Genomic DNA, 16,549 nt, shown 5'->3' with positions numbered 1-16,549 from the left:
TCAGCCTTTGAGCAAGTCGGTCGCCAGCTTTTGCAGGCTGGCCTCCAGCCCCATGTTTGGCGACCATCCGGTTGCACGGCGCAGTCGGTCGGAATTACCGACGACGGCGATTGTGTCATCGGCCGAATTGCCGCTTGCCGCGAAAGTCACACCGCCTATCGGCTTATCGAGCACCTTGGCGACGGCATGCACGACATCGCCAATGCTCGTCGCCTTGCCGCTTGCAACGTTGAATGTCGTTTCCGGCAGCTTGGGCAACTCGAGCAGCGCAAAATAGGCCTCGACGATGTCGCTCACGTCAAGAAAGTCGCGAATGCTGTCGAGACCTGCCATAACGATTGCGTCGCCGTCCACGGCATCGCGGACCCGGCGCACGATCGAGGGAATGACCAGATCCGGTCGCATCCCTGCGCCGATATGGTTGAAGGGACGGGCGATCACAGTCTCAAGGCCCCCGGAGTAGCGCGCACGCGCTACGATCGCTTCGGACAAGACCTTGGTCAGGCCATAGTGTCCGCGTGGATCAAGGGGGGTATCTTCCATCATCGGCTGCCTGCTCGCGGCATAGACCAGACAGGAACTGGCGAATAGCAGCCGACCCGTACGCAAATGCCGGCACAGGTTCAGCGTCATTTCGACCGAATCGAGAAGGGGATCGTAAGTCGAGAACTTCGAGGGGACCGTTTCGCTCGCCAGATGCAGCACATATGGCAGATCGTCCGGCAGACCTGCGACCGAGGCACGATTCAGCAGATCCACCGTACTCCAGGCGACGTCGCCAGGCAGCCAGTCGGGCCTTGGGCCGCGCCCGGTTGCGACAATGTCGAACCGTTGGCGGCCCAGCGCGACGACATGCCGGCCGACGAAACCCGATGCACCCGTTACGAGAAGGCCCGGCTTACTGGACAATCCGTGCCTCGAGCTCGTCGAAGTTGCGATGATAGTGCTCTCGCTTGGCGAGCTGCAGGTCGCTTTCAACCATCATCTTAGCCAGCGAGGCGACATCATGCGTGGGACTCCACCCAAGTGCGGCCTGCGTCTTGCTGTAGTCGCCCAGCAGGTAGTCGACTTCGGCCGGACGATAGAAGCGCTCGTCGATCTCGACGAAGTCCTGCCAGTCGAGTTCGAGTGTTTCGAACGTCAGCGCGAGGAAGTCACGGATCGAGATCGCTTTGTTCGTCGCCACGACGAAGTCGTCCGGACGGTCGTGCTGGAGCATCCGCCACATCGCCTCAACGTAGTCGCCGGCGAAGCCCCAGTCGCGTTTGGCGTCGAGGTTGCCCAGGAGCAGCTTCTTTTGGAGACCCAGCTTGATGCGCGCGGCTGCCAGCGTGATCTTGCGCGTTACGAACGCCTCGCCGCGGCGTGGGCTTTCATGATTGAACAGGATGCCGTTGCTGGCGAACATGCCATAGCTCTCGCGGTAGTTCACCGTCTGGTAGTGAGCATAGACCTTGGCGCAAGCGTAGGGACTGCGTGGCTCGAAGCGGGTGTCCTCGCTCTGCGGCGGCTTAGCGGAGCCGAACATCTCGCTCGATCCAGCCTGATAGAAGCGAACCGTGCGGGGCGCATACTGCGTCGAGGCCCGAATCGCTTCAAGCAGACGCAGGACACCGGTTCCGGTGGCATCACAGGTGTATTCAGGCTGGTCAAAGCTGACGCGTACGTGGCTCTGCGCGGCTAGGTTGTAGATTTCGTCGGGCTGTGTGAGGTCGATCAAGCGGCGGAGCGAGTTTGCGTCAGACAAGTCGCCGTAATGCAGCGAAAAGCGGTCCTCGAATTCTTCGCCAAGCAAGTGGTCGATGCGCCAGGTGTTGACCGTGCTAGACCGGCGGATCATGCCATGAACCTGATAGCCCTTCTCGAGAAGGAGCTCGGAAAGATAGCTGCCGTCCTGTCCGGTTACGCCGGTGATCAGGGCTGTCTTCGTCATCAATAAAACTCCGTGTATTCCAGCATATTCGGCGGTTTTTGTTAATTATGCAGATGTAGATTTTGACTATGAGCGTGGTAGGCTTGGTCAAAATCCTCATAGAAATTCAATTGACCATCGTTTAGAACGCCGATTTTTTGACAATGGTGGCGAACATAATTGACATCGTGTGAAATGATCAACATGGCGCGGTCGCCGCGTTTTTGGAAAAGTTCCGCCTCACACCGTTCGTGGAAGCGCGCGTCACCCACCGCGGTAATTTCATCGATCAGATAACAGTCGAATTCGATGATCATCGAAATGGCAAAGGCTAAGCGAGCCCTCATACCCTGCGAATACGAACGAATTGGCTCGCGAAGGTAGATACCAAGTTCGGTGAAATCGGCAACGAAATCAATATTTCGTTTATAGTCCTGCTTATAGATGCGGCTGATAAAACGAATATTGTCGAGGCCGGTGAGGGCACCTTGGAAGGCGCCACCGAAAGCGAGCGGCCAAGACACCGACATCTCCTGTGTCACAGTGCCGGAAGTTGGGCGTTCGGCGCCACTAACGAGGCGGATCAGAGTCGATTTTCCAGCGCCGTTGCGGCCAAGGATGCCCATCTTCTCGCCTCGCGCCAGCGTGAAGGAAATGTCATTCAACACTAATCGATCGCCTGACCGGGTCGGATAGACCTTGTTGACATGTTCAACGGTGATCATTCGGGCGTGATCTCGCGATTAATTACGGTGACTTGGGCAAGCGCAAGAAGGCTCAGCACCATGCAGCAGGCCACCATATAGGGAAGGTCATAGTGGACTTGAACCTGATCACCGAAGTAGCCTTCGCGCACCAGTTCCACGCCGTTCACCATCGGCACATAGAGGATATAGTTCTGCGCTGCCGCCGGTAGCGAGTCCACCATGAATGCAGCGCCGGAAAGCGGAAACGCAATGTAGGACACCGGATGCCAAAGACGCTCGATGATCTCGTGCTTTTCCGCAAGACTGCCCAGCAGCATAGCGAGGCTCGCGCCGAACCAGGCGATCATCAGCCATCCCTTAGCCACGGTCAAAACGTCGACGGGGGGCTCAAGCCAGCCAATGTAGATATAGAACAAGCTTAGGGTTACGAAGGAAATAGTGGCGCCGCCCCCCTCCAGCAGGAGCCGGGCGAGAAAGACGTCAACCACTCGCACGTTGCGATGATACATCAAAGCGAGATTGGGTTCGACCGCGCCAATGCAACGCGAAGGCATGTTGCGCCACAGGAGGACACTCGAATAGCCGGTCAGCGCAAATGCCACAATCGGAAGCGACGAGCCGTGGACTGCCTTCATGACTGTCCACAGGATCGTAACACCGGTCGTGAAGAGCATTGGCTCCACGAACAACCAAAGGAAGCCAATGTTATGCCGGCCGAAGCGCGTTAGGATTTCGCGCATCAGCAGTGCATGAATGACTCGTCCCTGGATTGCCGCACTCCGGCGAATCACGTTAAACTGCGAAGGTTCCATCACGAGATCGCCTAGTCTCGATGCTCCAACATTCCCGCGAGCAGCATGCTGATAATGCCCCATGCGGCAAGCCCGAGAATAAATGTCGAAAAGATTCCGCGGAACCTGCGAGGCTCCAGCGCGTCATCAGGTCGGTTCGGCTGAACGATGCGTTCAACATATGCCTGCTTGCGCCGCGCCTCGTTACGGGCGTCCTCCAGAGATGCCATTGCGCTGGCAAGCTGCTTGTCGGCGAACTGGCTCTCCAGCCAAAGGCGCTGATATCGGGCGGCCCTTGAGGAGAGCGACTTGCTACCGCCGGTGACAACGCCGAGTTGTTCATTAATCTCAGAGGCAATGCCGTTTGCACGGGTCTCCAGCACCTCAATCTGGGGATTCTGAGGCGCGAATGCCCGGAGTTCACGAAGCTGAGTGCGCGTGGCGATCAACTCGTCCTGGAGCTTGGAGACCATCTGGATCTGGACCGTGGCCTGCTTTTCCGGATCGATGACACCGGCCTCGTTGCGGTATGCGGAGAGTGCCAGTGCGGCGGCTTGCGATGTAGCCTTCGCATCAGCCACCTCGCGTTCGGCGAAACGGATCAGATCCTGTCGCCCCCGCTCATTGAGCTTGTTGACGGTCGCTTCTGCCATCTCCAGCAACTGCTCGTTGAAACGCTGCGCATCTTGCGCGGTATAAGCGCGCACGGTCAGCGTGACGATCGATGAGGTAGTGTCCTGCCGGACCTCCACTTTCTTTCCGTAATATTTGTAGAGATCCTCAAAGGTGCGCCCTATTCCTGCGGGAGCGAAGCGATCAAAGATCGAAACCGTCGGGGCGGTATAGGCGCGGACAAAGGCGCCTTTGCGATTTAGCGCCTGGAGCGCATCGCGCGAAAGAACAAAGTCGTGCGCGGCGTAAATCTCGTCACCCGCATTTGCGAAGCCCGTACTCTTAAGAAGGACACCCAAACCAGTCGTCGCCGGCTTGTCGGGACTACGAACGATGAATCTAGACTCGGATATATACACGTCCGAAGCAAAAATTCCGAAATACAACACGGCCAAGAAAGTCGGAACGACAACCGTGATCAGAAAAAGGGGTCGAAATTTCTTTATGTCGGTCATAAACGATTTCTTCATTCCGCGATCATCGGATAAATTTGTTCAGGCAGCACGCGTGTAGTCTGCACTATAATTTTTTTAGCGCAGCCACATTCATAAATTGCCAACCTTATATCATGATGCCGCTCCGGCCGTGAGCAAGCGCAAACGCAAGCGCCCTAGCCTCATGAGCTATTCGCGTCTAGTGTGGACCGTCTCAGAACGACCTAACGGGTAAGATTTCAACACACCCTTGGAGGCATCCTTGATCCAGGCTTCTGCTTGCGGCATAGGTCCGAGCCCGTTCGCCGGCTTACTGCAAGTTTGCAAAAATTGGGCTGAAGTCATGAAAAAAGTATCCACCCTTTCGGCCCGCCTGATGGCGACGGCAGGTTTTGCTCTGTCCCTTTCTGCCTGTGCGATCGTACCGGCTTCCGGTCCATCTACCCGCGGTGTCGACGGAGCGCCGGATCAATCCATCGCGGGTTCCGGTATCCAGGTTATCGACGTTACTGATGCCGTTGCGCGCGACATTTTGGCCAGCAGCCAACAGACGTCGTTCTCGGAGAGCCTTGGCGAGGGCAGGCCGATCGGATCTGTAATCGGTAAGGGCGATGTGCTCGATATCGCAATTTGGGAGGCGCCGCCGGCCGCGCTGTTTGGTGTAGCTGGAGGAGGCTCGCAATTGGCCTCGCAATCTTCCTCGCAAGCGTCCTCGTCGGGCACGATTGCCCACGGCACTACGCTGCCAGAACAGATGGTCGACAGCGACGGCCAGATCACGGTGCCTTTTGTGGGGCGTGTTCAGGCCGATGGCCGGACCCCGCAGCAAATCGCTAAGGACATTACAGGACGCCTTGCCGGGAAGGCCCATCAGCCGCAGGCGATAGTCCGTTTGGTCCGCAACGCGGCAGCGAATGTGACGGTCGTTGGAGATGTTGCCAGCAGCGCCCGGATCCCGCTCACCGCGCGCGGCGAGCGGATACTCGACGTTTTAGCGTCTGCGGGCGGCGTGAAGCAGCCGGTGGGCAAGATGACTGTCCAGATTACGCGCGATACGAAAATAGCGTCATTGCCATTGGAAATGGTGATCCGCGATCCCCGGCAGAACGTTCGGCTTCAACCCGACGATGTCATGACTGTGATGTTCCAGCCCTTCAGTTTTACGGCACTTGGAGCACTTAACAGAAATGAAGAGGTACCCTTCGAGGCTACCGGGTTGACGCTGGCGCAGGCGATGGGCCGCGTAGCTGGGTTGCAGGACGCACGCGCTGACGTCAAGGGTGTGTTCATCTTCCGCCTGGAGGATCCGGCAGCGCTTTCGCCCCAACTTCGCGCGACGGCGAAGGTCACGCCCGACGGCAAGGTTCCGGTTATATATCGCATCAATATGAAGGATCCCTCGACCTTCTTCATCGCCCAGAGCTTCCCGGTCCGGAACAAGGACGTGCTTTACGTTTCCAACGCACCATTGGCCGATTTCCAGAAGTTCCTCAACGCTGTCTTCTCGACGGTGCTTCCGGTGGCAACAACGGCGGCCGTTATCGCGCAGTAGGCGCGGGACATGCAATGAGCGGATTAGTCTTACGCCCGTTTATCGACCTATTACCGTACCGCATTGATCAGGCGCTGGTCGGGCGCAAGCTTCGCGCCTGGCGCGTCCATCGGCGGCGCGGTGAGCCTGTCCGGGCGGCACAGGAAGAAGATGCATCGCCTATAGAGGTGCGCCGCCGGCTCTACGTTGATCTCGCGGTGATCAGCCGGGACGATGCGGGGACCGGCATCCAGCGCGTTGTGCGCGCGTTGGCGCTGGCGTTGATCGAAGAAGCCGCGGAGAGGTGGGACGTCTGCTTTGTCACGGCGTTTCGGCGCACGGCCTATCACATCATCTCCTGGCCCGAAGGCGGCATGCGAGAGGCGAGGGAGATCAGGGCACGATCCGGCGACGTTTTCCTGGGCCTGGACTTCTCACTCGACGCGGTGCGGCGACATCGCCGGCAACTGGCACAGTTCCGGCGGGATGGTGGGAGCTTGTGGTTCCTCGTTTGCGATCTGCTGCCGGTGCAGCGGCCGGAATGGTTCTCAGCAAACAATGTGATCCGCTACAAGGCTTGGCTAGAGGTTATCGCCGGAATCGCCGACGGCTTCCTCTGTATCTCGCGCCAGACCGAACAAGAGCTCGAAAGCACGCTTCAGGAACGTTTCAATCTGTCTGACGACTATCGAACTCATGTAGTGCCAATGGGCCACGACATCATGGAATCGGTAGTCGATAAGGCGACCGAAGAAACGGGCGTCCCCGCCCGCTTCGAAATGGAGGTTCCCTTTACCCTGATGGTCGGAACGCTTGAACCGCGAAAAGGCCATGCCGATATTCTTGCGGCGTTCAGCGAGCTGTGGCGGCAAGGAACAGACGATCGTCTGGTGCTGGTCGGTCGCATGGGCTGGCGAGTGGACGACCTGCGCGCGCGCATTCTCAGCCATCCCGAATTCGGCGCTAAGCTTCTGTGGTTCGACGATGTCGGAGATAGTGAATTGGAGCGCATCTACCAAGCCAGTCAAGGCATGATCATCGCTTCGCATGCGGAAGGCTTCGGCCTGCCGCTAATCGAGGCACTCGGTCATCGCAAGCCAGTGCTGGCGCGCGATCTCCCGATCTTCCGCCAACACGAAAACCTTGGAGTGCGCTATTTCCCAGCCGGGGCAGGTTCCGAGGAGCTTGCCTACGACATCCGCAACTGGATTGAGGATGCGCGGACCGGGTCAATCGTTGTGAGGCCGCCGGACACGGCATGGAAGGAATCGGCCAGGGTCATTTTGGCGGCGCTGGAACCGGGCGCAACATCGTCAGAACCGCCTCGTTGAGCCAACCCGCGCGTTCGGGCGTGGCACTTTCCGTGTAGCAGCGCAATTCCGGGGCGTTGCCGCTGGGGCGCAGGTGGATGACGTCGCTGTTTTCGAAGATGATGCGCAGGCCGTCCGTGGCATCGAAGGCGCGCGCGGTTCCCGTCAACTCGCCGAACATTCCAGTTGCGCGGTCGAGGACCTCACGTTCCAATCCTTCTTGAAGCCGGGCCAGCAGGGCATGGCTTTGCTCCGTCGGAAAATCCTGAAGCCGTTCGCTGAAAGTATAGCGAGGGGGCAGCTGTTGTTGCAGAGAAGATAGCGTGACGCCCTGGTGCCGCGCCGCGACCAATACCGCCAGCATTGGCAGGACCGCGTCGCGCGTCGGAAGTGCCCCGAGCGTGCGACCTTCGGCCTCGACCGGCGTCCCGAGCAGGAAACCGCCGTTGGCTTCGTACCCGCAGATAGTTATCAGTTCCGATCCGGCGGCGAGCGCGTTCATAGCCTCGATCACGTAGGGCGATCCGATGCGGGTGCGGCGCACTTCCTGGAATGCGCCGGACAGTTCTACCGCTGAATTGCAACTTACTGGCGTTGCAACAGCCTCGATTCCCAACGCCTGTGCGCACAGGATACCCAGCACGTCTCCGCGCATCCACACTCCGGTTTCGTCTGCCAAAAGAGGACGGTCGGAATCCCCATCAGTGGAAAGGATTGCGTCGAGGCCCAGGTCCTGTGCCCATGTCCGGGCCAGCGCCTGATCCTCGGGACGGACTGCTTCTGTGTCTACTGGAATGAAGATTTCCGAGCGGCCAAGACGGACGACTTCTCCACCGAGCTCGCCAACGATCGAGGCCAGAACATCCCGGCCCACGGCCGAATGCTCGTAGATACCCAGCTTCAGCCCGCGCAGTGCCTCAGGTCCGAAGAACTGAGCATAGCGGACCACATAGGAGGTCACTGCGTCGACGAACGGACCGCATTCCTGAGCGTCCTTCAACATGCCGGCCTGGTCGAACAGATCGGGCAGAGCGACTTCTTGCGCGCGCATGGCCAGTTCATCGGGCTTGAGTACTTCGCCGTCGACGCGGTTGAACTTGATACCGTTGCGGTCGTCGGGAATATGGCTGCCCGTTACCATTAGCGATGGGATCCCCCGTTCGAAGCCATAAGCGGCAACAGCGGGGGAAGGCACGAAGCCACAGAACGCGACCTCTCCGCCCATGTGGCCCACAGCGGCTGCGCAGGCAGCTATGATGCGCGGCGACGATGGGCGCAGGTCACCGGCGATCGCGACCTGCATGCCCGGCTCGAACTGCCCGATGTCACCGAGATGTTGGAGAAAGGCGCAGGTGTAAGCGAAGCAGACAGTGTCGGTCATCGCGATGACAAGGCCGCGCGCTCCGCTGGTCCCGAAGGCCACTCCGGAGCGCGCCATCAGGTCGGTAATCGATACAGTCTGAGGCATGGATTCTCGCAAATTTTGGTGCGCGTGCTCCGGCGGAGGATCGCCGGGGTGGGATTTCATTCGGCGGGCTGCAGCACCGGGGTCTTAAGTGCTTCGGTTACCTTACGGACTTTCTGGGACTCCCCTCGGCGAAGGATCATCACCTCACCCTGTGAGACGACGACGATTAGGTCGTCGACATCGACCAGTGTGACGCGCGGGCCGTCCGTATGAACGAGGCAGTTGTTCGCGCCGAGCGCGAGGGCCCGTCCACGAACCGAATTCCCGTTGGCATCCTTGGCGCTGACGGCATGTAGGGAATCCCAGCTGCCGACGTCCGACCAGCCCATATCGACTGGCACGCAGGCAACTTGGTCCTCATGCTCCATGATGGCATAGTCGACGGATTCCGAAGGACAGTCGGAAAAGGCCCTCGGATCGGGGGTGACATGTTTGCCATTTCTTGTCGCCCCGGTCAGCGAGGCGCTGACAGCGTCCAGCATCTCGGGCTGATGTCTGGCTAGCGCAGCCAGGTACGCGTCAGCGCGGAAGAGGAAGATACCAGCGTTCCAGGCGTGGTTGCCCTCCGCAAGCATTTCGGCGGCGCGGGCAGCATCAGGCTTCTCGACGAAACGGGCCACCTCATGTACCGAATCGGCGCAAGTCACGCCCATCTTGATGTAGCCATATCCTGTCTCAGGACTGTCCGGCGTAATGCCGAACGTGACGAGCCAGCCTTCCGCCACCAGCGTAAGCGCGCGGGTAATCGCCGCGTGGAAGGCGGCGAGATCGGAGATTATGTGGTCGCTGGGCATCACCAGCAGAGCGTCGCCGGGATCCGACTCGAGAGCGGCAAGAGCGATCGCGGGCGCGGTGTTGCGGCCAAAAGGCTCCAGCAACACGAGATAGTCCTCAATGCCGGCGTTGCCGAGCTGCTCCTCAATGATTTCGGCATGCGCCGCATTAGCGACAAGGATTGGCCGCTTTACGGCTCCGCCGATGTAGTTTGCAGTCCGTCCGACGGTAAGTTGGAGCATGGTTTCCTCGGCCGTCAGCGGCAGCAGCTGCTTTGGACGTTCGGGCTTCGATACGGGCCAGAGCCGAGTGCCGGACCCGCCGGACAGAACGACAGGAACGATCGTCGTGGTGCTGTTCATCATAACTCGCGTTTGAAGAGGTGGAACGGCCTTAACCAAACCTGTTCGCCCATGCAAAATTTTCCGAGGACATGTTCAATCTGTACCGCTGTTGTCGAGAGATTCTCACGACCGCACCCGCTCCATTTCCGCAAACGCTATCTCGTGTCTGCATAGAGTTGAACGGTTCTGGTCGAACGGTGGTTTTCTATTGCGACGGCCTTCTCAGATTGCCGCCATTCGACAGGCAGGTCGTAATCTCGTTGCACGGGACGCGTGGTTGCCGATTTCGTCGCGATCCCGGACGTCCAGGCGTGCCCTCGAACGATTTCATCGCACTCGGGAACGCGAAATCCCAGAAGATTTCACGCTATTGTTCGGCGGTGAGACTCCCGATAGCTGAACCGTCCGCCTCGATCACAGAAAGGACGGACGATGCGCAAACCCCGTGACTATGACGCTGAACTCAAGGCACTCACCGACAAGGCGCGACAACTTAAAACGCGCAAGACCAGCCGGCTTGGCGAACTGGTGAACGCGACAGGTGCCGATGCCCTTTCCGCCGAAGTGCTGGCCGGAGCCTTGCTCGACGCTGCCGCCACCACGACAGACGCGGCCAGAAAGGAGGCATGGCGCAAGCGGGGCGCGGCGTTCTTTTCAGGGGGCGGCAAAGGCGCTCGCGCAGGAACTGGCAGCGAGCAGCGCAGCGCTGCGGCGGAGCCAGGCAGCGCGCAATTGCCACTTGGCGAGCCGGGCGCGGCATGATGCCCGCGCTTGGCAAGTGAAGCGGCGCGAACGCACCCGCCAGCTCATCGAACTTGGCGGGCTGATCCTCAAAGCCGAACTTGTCGAGCTGACCGGGGATGACCGCGCGGTGATCCTCGGTCTGCTCGTCGAAGCGGCGGCGAGGTTGCGCGGCGAAGATCGCGAGCAGGCACTGACGCTGTGGCGGCGGCGGGGCGTGCGGGCCTTTAGCGATCGTTTAGACTGTTAGAGGCACAACCAGCGTGTTCGCGGCGCTTCGGTCCGCGAACACGCTGCCCGGATTGGGCAAACGGGGTGCGGGGAAGCGATGTCCAACAGGAGGCGATTTCGGGCGGTGCCGATCCAGCACGGCAGTCAGTTCAGGAAACGCCCTGCGCCGCGCAAGCGACAGTCGCAAACCCGCCGGACCGCGACGTGGCTCGGCCTCGCGGCGATTGTGGGCGGCGGCGTGGGCTACCTCAGCACCCAGGGCGATACATCACTGCACACCGTCCACGAATTGCTGCCCTCTTCCGGCTCGGCCTCCTCGCCGAAGTCGTGGGCCTATTATGCTAATTGCGATGAAGCGCGCGCGGCAGGTGAAGCGCCACTCTACGCAGACGAGCCCGGCTATCGTTCGCAGCTTGATGCCGATAGCGATGGCATTGCCTGTGAGCCTTATCGCGGTTCGCATTCACACAGGCGCAGACTGCGTTTCCACTTCTAGACGGAGCGCATCAGCGGAAGATCATGGGAACGGGGTCTCCGACCGCCACACGATCCCGCCCGTTCACGCGGCCTTGGCGTAAGGATTCCCGTCTGTTATCCTACCAAGGCGCTGCGCAAAGGGCGGCGCCGGGACTGGTAATCCCGCAAGTGAGCCTAGCTCGGAAAACACAGTTTTCCGGGGTGCCGTCGCGCATGTCCAAACCCTCGGGTGAAAGGCGGCGGCGCATGTCACTTGCATGTTACCAGCTCCGGCGGCTCCCGCGCGTTAGCGTGCGGGAGTTCGGGACTGGTCCGCATGTTGTCCCGAAACCTTCCGCCAACCCGCCTAGATGCGGACCCGGAGGTGCCAATGGACGCTCTTGTTCCTGCTGCTTCACCCGATGAAATCGCCGCTGTCGCTGCGGCGCTGAATTCCTTGCCCGATGAAAACTCCGCGCTCGCCGCGCTCTGGAAAATCTATGGCGCCAAGCCGGTCAGATTGCTGCGCACCCAGCAGGGTCGCAGTCTCAGCCGCGCACGCGCCAGACGAGCCGAGGAGTTCATGGGCTCGCTTTCGCCCGATGTGCCGTTCGATTGGCACTATTTCCTCTACACGTCCGGGATCGTTGCCCAACTGGCGCTATCGGCCCACCTGCTCGATGTCGGCTTTCCCGACAGCTGGTGTGCGCGGCATGTCGGCCTCCAAGTCGACAGGTCGCTGGCCTACGCCAACGTCACCGGTTTCGGCTACGATTGCGCCGAGACCGCGCGGTTGATGCAGGTGCTGTCGCCTTACTGGAAATGGAACCGGACCCATCTGATCGACGGCAAGGTTCTCGACGACGGCAGCTTCACGCCCGATCAGATTCGCGCGCTGGTTTGCGCGCTGCTCGATCACGTCTGCCAGGTGACCGGCCATGCACGGTCGCGACAGCGGGCGATGCCATCCTGACCCAGCCATTGCGGCGCTGACATTTCAGATGGCGACGCGGTGTGATCACCGCCGAGGTCTGCTGCGATTCGGGCTTGTGCGACTGTGGCAATTCGCGCGCGTTCCGCGCGCTGAGACGGCGTGAGACAGAACCGCTGGTCGTAGGCTCCCGACTGCAAGATTAATTTGGTGTCCATAGAGTGTCGCCAGCATCCACTAACGTGCAAGTCGATGAATCTGGACCGAGAATATCCGATAAACGCCAATTAGCGCCCTTGCAGGTGGCCCAGTTTGGACCAATCTTGCTGACGGCCGGCCAGTCCCCCTCATGAAAAGGAAAGGACATGCCACATGAACATGATGCCCCCTGATCGTTTCCTGCGCCTTGATACCGTTCTCAAGCGCACGGGCCTTTCCCGTGCGACCCTCTACCGCAAGGTCCAGTCCGGGACCTTCCCGAGGCAGGTTCGCATTGCCGAGCGCTGCTGCGGTTGGCGCGATCGGCGTTGGCGGCATAGGCATCTTCTTCGGTCTCGCAGAACACAACGAAGTCGTCTGCGTATCGTACCAGCGCGCGCTTTCCGACATTGTCGCCGCGGGCGATGCGTTTCACACCGACCGCAGCTTCCATGCCGTGGAACGCGATATTGGCGAGCAACGGGCTGATGACACCACCTTGCGGCGTGCCGCTGTCGGTGTCGTTCAGGACTCCCTGCTCCACATAGCCCGCCTTGAGCCATTGACGGACCAGCTCTTTGGCTGGGAACCCATCAATGGCCGAGAGCAGCGCATCATGTCCGATATTGTCGAACGCCCCTTCTATGTCAGCGTCCAGCACCCAACGCCGCCGGTTTGTTGGCCGAGCGATGTTGAAGATCATGCTGATTGCGTCGTGGCATCCACGTCCGGGCCGGAAGCCATAGCTTCCCGGCTCGAACCGCGCTTCCCATTGAGGCTCAAGCGCATTCTTCACGACCGCCTGCATAGCGCCGGTCGAGGATGGTGGGGATACCGAGGGGGCGGAGCTTGCCGTTCGCCTTCGGGATATACACTCTTCGAACCGGTGACGCCCGCCACGGCTGATGCGACAGAACCCTGTCGATCAACTGCGACCGCGCCTCGGTCGTTTTCACTATCAACTTATCCACGCCAGGAGTGAGCTTCCCCTTATTGATCTGCGTGACCTGCCGGACACTTTTCACGGCGTTGGCTCGGCTACGCAGCATAAGCTTCTGCAACGACTTGACCTTGCGGTGGTCGTTCTCCCGGGTCGCCCGGAATATCCTTCGTCTCAGATTGCGAACGCGCCGGTTGATCTGCCGCCAGTAGACGGCTCGCCATTGGGCACATTCCTCCGGTCCGTTTACAGGGCGAGCCTGCATCCAACTTCTCCGATGGTTAGCGTTCATCACGATGATGTCGGGCGGTTCACCAAGTCCGCGTCAGCAGCCTTTCGGCTCGGGCATGGCCCTATCCGGCGGGTTATGGATTCCCCGTGCCTTTCGGCGTGCCGGCATTCGCTTCTCGGACTCTCCTGTTCCCGCTGGGTATTCGGCTGTCCCTTACGGTCGGCCTACTGCCGTGATCGGCAGTCCCCATCGGGGTTTTCCGTGTTCCGCATGATGGAGATACGGTCGGGGTGGATGCCTATGCTGTGCCGGGGCGCGGTGTCCGCAGCAGGGCCAAGCACGCCCTGTTTCGCTAAGCGCCCAACAATGCCGTATCAGCCACGATTTCGGCACCTTACTACCTCACGACACGTCGTTATAGGTTCATGAACTTCATCCGTCCGACCTTCGCCTTGCCCGAGTTCTTCCCATGGCTGGAAGTCGTCTTGGGCTTTCATCCCCGCTCTGCACCACCCAATTACTCGGATCGCACAGGGAAGTAGCGATAGAACTGGACACTGTTCTAAGTCATTGAGACTACTCCTTTCATGCGACTTCACGTCGCACGGCCTGCTTATAAGTCAGCCAACGCTGCGAAACGAACCGGCGTTCCACCGCCTCGCACCACAGGATCAGCACATTGATGCCCGAGTAGACGCGACCGGAAACGGCATTGTGTGGCATGAGGCACGGGCACCGCGCTCTGTCCCAAGGCTGCACCCAGGGAAGCCTGCCCTCTTCCAACTCGGCGACGATACGAGACGTGACCTCTCCGTAGAGGCTCTGGCGATTGATCCTGTCCATTTCTCCTGTTCCTTTCCTCAACCGCCATTGACCGGCGCCGGGGTGGCGGGGGGCGGCAGGAGCGGACCACAAGCCTCGCCTGAAATGGCGGGGTGCACCCGAAGGGCCGAAACAGAGTGGAGGACCTGAGCCACGCCCAGGTTGCGCGCCGGCATGCCGGGGCTAAAGGGCCGTGACGCCCCCGTCACCCTGGAGCCGAGGCACACGCCGACGCGCCGAAGGCACGGAGACCGCTGACGGGGCGCGGATAGCGTCCCGCCCCGTCAGCGATCGAAACGGCTTTGCCCACGAGACGCCTCAGGTGGCTCGGCCGGAGCGAAAGCGGAGGTAGAACGCGGTCAGGCCATCAGGCCTGAGATGCCCTTCCAACCCGGAAATGCAATTTCTACTCGAAAGCACGAATTATGAGCATCGCCAGAAATTTTCGGGACGCAGCCGTATTGTAGGTCGCCCGAAAATCCCCATTTCGACGCCTCGAGCACTCCCTCAATGACCGAAATTTTTTCTATCTGGGGAAATTCGTGCTTTCGAGTAGGAATTGCCTCGGCAGCGCCATTCAGTGCGCCCCCTCATCTCATTCCGGCAGCAACGCCTTGCCCTCGAAGCGAGCCACAGCGTGGCGCACAACTTTGGCGATCGCTTCTTCCGAGAAGAAGCCGCCGGGGATCAGGCAGCGCTCCACCAGCACGCGGCGGAAAGCCGCAAAGGTCTCGGCATCGGGAGCGACCGGATCCTGCCAGAAGACATCGAGGCCGTTCTGGTTGGTGATGTCCGGAATGTCGTAGACCGCCTGGCCGAGCGCCACGACCGGCACGCCCATGGCGAGGCCCAGCGTGCCGCTGGTGCTGTTCACCGTGATCATGCCGCGCGCGCGCTGCGCGACGGGGACGATGTCCCCCCAGGGCAAGTAGTCGACCCGGTCGGCGACCCCGAAGCGCGCGGCCATGTCGGCGGTTTCCTGTTGCCAGTCGCGCACCCCGTTATCGAGCGGGTGCTCCTTGACCACCAGACGCATGTCCGCCGGCGCATGAAGGGCAAAGGATTTCACGATCAACTGGAGCGCCGGGCCGATCCCCGAGAAAGGAGAGTGCAGACGGATCTGCGCATCGGAATCGAGTTGCAGCGGGAACAGGAAGTACGGCGCGCCCGATGCTTCGAGTTCGGCCATCAGTTGCTCGCTGAGCTGCTCGCGCTCCTTGCGGCGGCGCAGCTTCCGGTACCACCCGACGCCTTCGACGACCGGGTGCCAGGGGCGATGGTTGTTCCAGTGCGGATAGTGCCAGCGCGTGAACACGTCGGCGACATTGTAGAGCAGACCCTCGGTCGCGCGGCGGCGGAACGAGGCGGGGACTTGCGCATGCGGCGGCACCGGAGGCAGCGCCGCGGCCGTCTCGCGGTACCAGACCGGATCGCGCGGCAGCGTTGAATGGCCGTTGACGCCGCCCAGTTCCAGCGTGACCCAATCCGGCCGGATATAGCCTTCCTCGAACACATGCACGGGTATGCCGAGCTGGCGGCAGATCTCGATGGCGGGCCGGTGATGGTCGCGGCAGTCGCCGAACAGCGTCACGTCGGTAACGCCGCGCTCACGGACCAAGATAGCGAAGGCTTGAGGCCATTCCTCCAGCGATCCGCAGTAGTCGATGCCGTTGGGAAGGCGCCAGAACAGACGATCGCCGCCGTTGAAGTTGACCTTGTGAACGGTGTGCCCGGCTTCCATCAGCCCTTGTCCCAGACGACGGAACAGCGGGCCCATCAGGCCCTGGAGCATGAGGACCGTGCGCTTTCCGGCTGCCGCGGGCCGATTTTCCTCGACGCCGGAAGAAACTGCGTCGGCGGGAAGGTCAGGCTTGTTCAGAAAAGCGCTCCATTATGACATCTCCCGGAGACGCATGGCGCCCCGGCTTTGCACCGACACGACGTGACAGGCCTTTGACCGAAGCCGTTAGTCTGCCATGCGAAACGCGGCAAGCCTGCCGCCCTCGTTCTTGCCAGACGGAGACGCATGATGACAGCCTTGCAACTGCCCGCTAT

The 16,549-nt window shown here is 60.6% G+C and carries 17 protein-coding genes and 1 pseudogene; 7 read left to right on the top strand and 11 right to left on the bottom strand.

Translation table 11 applies throughout. The annotated features are described in order from the left end of the window. Genes AC1VVM_RS04625 through AC1VVM_RS04605 form a run of 5 tightly spaced genes read right to left on the bottom strand, consistent with a single transcriptional unit; the run spans window position 1 to window position 4,537 of the window. Window positions 1–909, bottom strand: coding sequence for an NAD-dependent epimerase/dehydratase family protein (locus AC1VVM_RS04625; RefSeq protein ID WP_482955958.1), 909 nt, complete (start codon window positions 907–909; stop codon window positions 1–3). Beyond that, window positions 899–1,933, bottom strand: a complete 1,035-nt coding sequence (gene gmd, locus AC1VVM_RS04620) for a GDP-mannose 4,6-dehydratase (protein ID WP_482955957.1) — start codon at window positions 1,931–1,933, stop codon at window positions 899–901. Before gmd ends, AC1VVM_RS04625 begins: the two co-directional genes overlap by 11 nt. Window positions 1,934–1,974: 41 nt before the next feature. Then, a complete protein-coding gene (locus AC1VVM_RS04615) occupies window positions 1,975–2,637 on the bottom strand; it encodes an ABC transporter ATP-binding protein (protein WP_482955956.1) in 663 nt (220 codons plus the stop codon). After that, window positions 2,634–3,431 (bottom strand): ABC transporter permease, encoded by a 798-nt coding sequence (locus AC1VVM_RS04610; RefSeq protein WP_482955955.1) that lies wholly within the window; start codon window positions 3,429–3,431, stop codon window positions 2,634–2,636. Before AC1VVM_RS04610 ends, AC1VVM_RS04615 begins: the two co-directional genes overlap by 4 nt. A gap of 11 nt (window positions 3,432–3,442) precedes the next feature. Next, window positions 3,443–4,537, bottom strand: coding sequence for a KpsE/RkpR family capsule polysaccharide export protein (locus tag AC1VVM_RS04605; RefSeq protein WP_482955954.1), 1,095 nt, complete (start codon window positions 4,535–4,537; stop codon window positions 3,443–3,445). A 322-nt stretch (window positions 4,538–4,859) separates the two neighbouring features. Between AC1VVM_RS04605 and AC1VVM_RS04600 the strand changes: the two genes are divergently transcribed. Together AC1VVM_RS04600 and AC1VVM_RS04595 are read left to right on the top strand one after the other, a co-directional pair. Further along, the gene (locus AC1VVM_RS04600; RefSeq protein WP_482955953.1) at window positions 4,860–6,068 is read left to right on the top strand and encodes a polysaccharide biosynthesis/export family protein; all 1,209 of its coding nucleotides are present in this window, start codon (window positions 4,860–4,862) and stop codon (window positions 6,066–6,068) included. Window positions 6,069–6,082: 14 nt separating this feature from the next. Further along, complete coding sequence (locus AC1VVM_RS04595; RefSeq protein ID WP_482955952.1) at window positions 6,083–7,378, top strand: glycosyltransferase; 1,296 nt, start codon at window positions 6,083–6,085, stop codon at window positions 7,376–7,378. Here AC1VVM_RS04595 and AC1VVM_RS04590 read toward each other — a convergent pair. Next, complete coding sequence (locus AC1VVM_RS04590; protein ID WP_482956329.1) at window positions 7,326–8,825, bottom strand: phosphomannomutase; 1,500 nt, start codon at window positions 8,823–8,825, stop codon at window positions 7,326–7,328. The genes AC1VVM_RS04595 and AC1VVM_RS04590 overlap by 53 nt on opposite strands. A gap of 56 nt (window positions 8,826–8,881) precedes the next feature. Then, on the bottom strand, window positions 8,882–9,961 hold the full coding sequence (locus AC1VVM_RS04585; RefSeq protein WP_482955951.1) for a mannose-1-phosphate guanylyltransferase/mannose-6-phosphate isomerase: 1,080 nt from the start codon (window positions 9,959–9,961) through the stop codon (window positions 8,882–8,884). Between the two features lie 414 nt (window positions 9,962–10,375). Here AC1VVM_RS04585 and AC1VVM_RS04580 point away from each other — a divergent pair, with 414 nt between their 5' ends. The 5 genes and pseudogenes from AC1VVM_RS04580 to AC1VVM_RS04560 all read left to right on the top strand — a co-directional run. Beyond that, entirely contained in the window at window positions 10,376–10,705 is a 330-nt protein-coding gene (locus AC1VVM_RS04580) for a conjugal transfer protein TraD (protein ID WP_482955950.1), read from the top strand. Between the two features lie 16 nt (window positions 10,706–10,721). Then, the gene (locus AC1VVM_RS04575; RefSeq protein WP_482955949.1) at window positions 10,722–10,934 is read left to right on the top strand and encodes a conjugal transfer protein TraD; all 213 of its coding nucleotides are present in this window, start codon (window positions 10,722–10,724) and stop codon (window positions 10,932–10,934) included. A gap of 105 nt (window positions 10,935–11,039) precedes the next feature. Beyond that, window positions 11,040–11,411, top strand: coding sequence for an excalibur calcium-binding domain-containing protein (locus AC1VVM_RS04570; protein ID WP_482955948.1), 372 nt, complete (start codon window positions 11,040–11,042; stop codon window positions 11,409–11,411). Window positions 11,412–11,762: 351 nt separating this feature from the next. Beyond that, a complete protein-coding gene (locus AC1VVM_RS04565) occupies window positions 11,763–12,344 on the top strand; it encodes a hypothetical protein (protein WP_482955947.1) in 582 nt (193 codons plus the stop codon). A gap of 330 nt (window positions 12,345–12,674) precedes the next feature. Beyond that, a pseudogene (locus AC1VVM_RS04560) lies at window positions 12,675–12,761 on the top strand (helix-turn-helix transcriptional regulator); the annotation flags it as partial. Here the strand turns inward: AC1VVM_RS04560 and AC1VVM_RS04555 are convergent. The 4 genes from AC1VVM_RS04555 to AC1VVM_RS04540 all read right to left on the bottom strand — a co-directional run bounded on the left by AC1VVM_RS04555 (window position 12,721) and on the right by AC1VVM_RS04540 (window position 16,286). Then, window positions 12,721–13,308: a reverse transcriptase domain-containing protein gene (locus AC1VVM_RS04555; RefSeq protein WP_482955946.1), complete on the bottom strand. Its 588-nt coding sequence runs from the start codon at window positions 13,306–13,308 to the stop codon at window positions 12,721–12,723. The pseudogene AC1VVM_RS04560 and the gene AC1VVM_RS04555 overlap by 41 nt on opposite strands. Next, window positions 13,280–13,705 carry a reverse transcriptase N-terminal domain-containing protein gene (locus AC1VVM_RS04550; RefSeq protein ID WP_482955945.1) on the bottom strand — a complete coding sequence of 142 codons (426 nt, stop codon included), beginning with the start codon at window positions 13,703–13,705 and terminating at the stop codon, window positions 13,280–13,282. Before AC1VVM_RS04550 ends, AC1VVM_RS04555 begins: the two co-directional genes overlap by 29 nt. Window positions 13,706–14,257: 552 nt before the next feature. Further along, entirely contained in the window at window positions 14,258–14,515 is a 258-nt protein-coding gene (locus AC1VVM_RS04545) for an ArdC-like ssDNA-binding domain-containing protein (RefSeq protein ID WP_482955944.1), read from the bottom strand. Window positions 14,516–15,089: 574 nt separating this feature from the next. After that, window positions 15,090–16,286, bottom strand: a complete 1,197-nt coding sequence (locus tag AC1VVM_RS04540) for a capsule biosynthesis protein (RefSeq protein WP_482955943.1) — start codon at window positions 16,284–16,286, stop codon at window positions 15,090–15,092. Between the last annotated feature and the right edge of the window lie 263 nt (window positions 16,287–16,549).

This window comes from Novosphingobium sp. BL-S-33 (assembly GCF_056857025.1).
The sequence above is the reverse complement of the archived record's forward strand: the minus strand, read 5'-3'. Positions and strand labels throughout refer to the sequence as shown.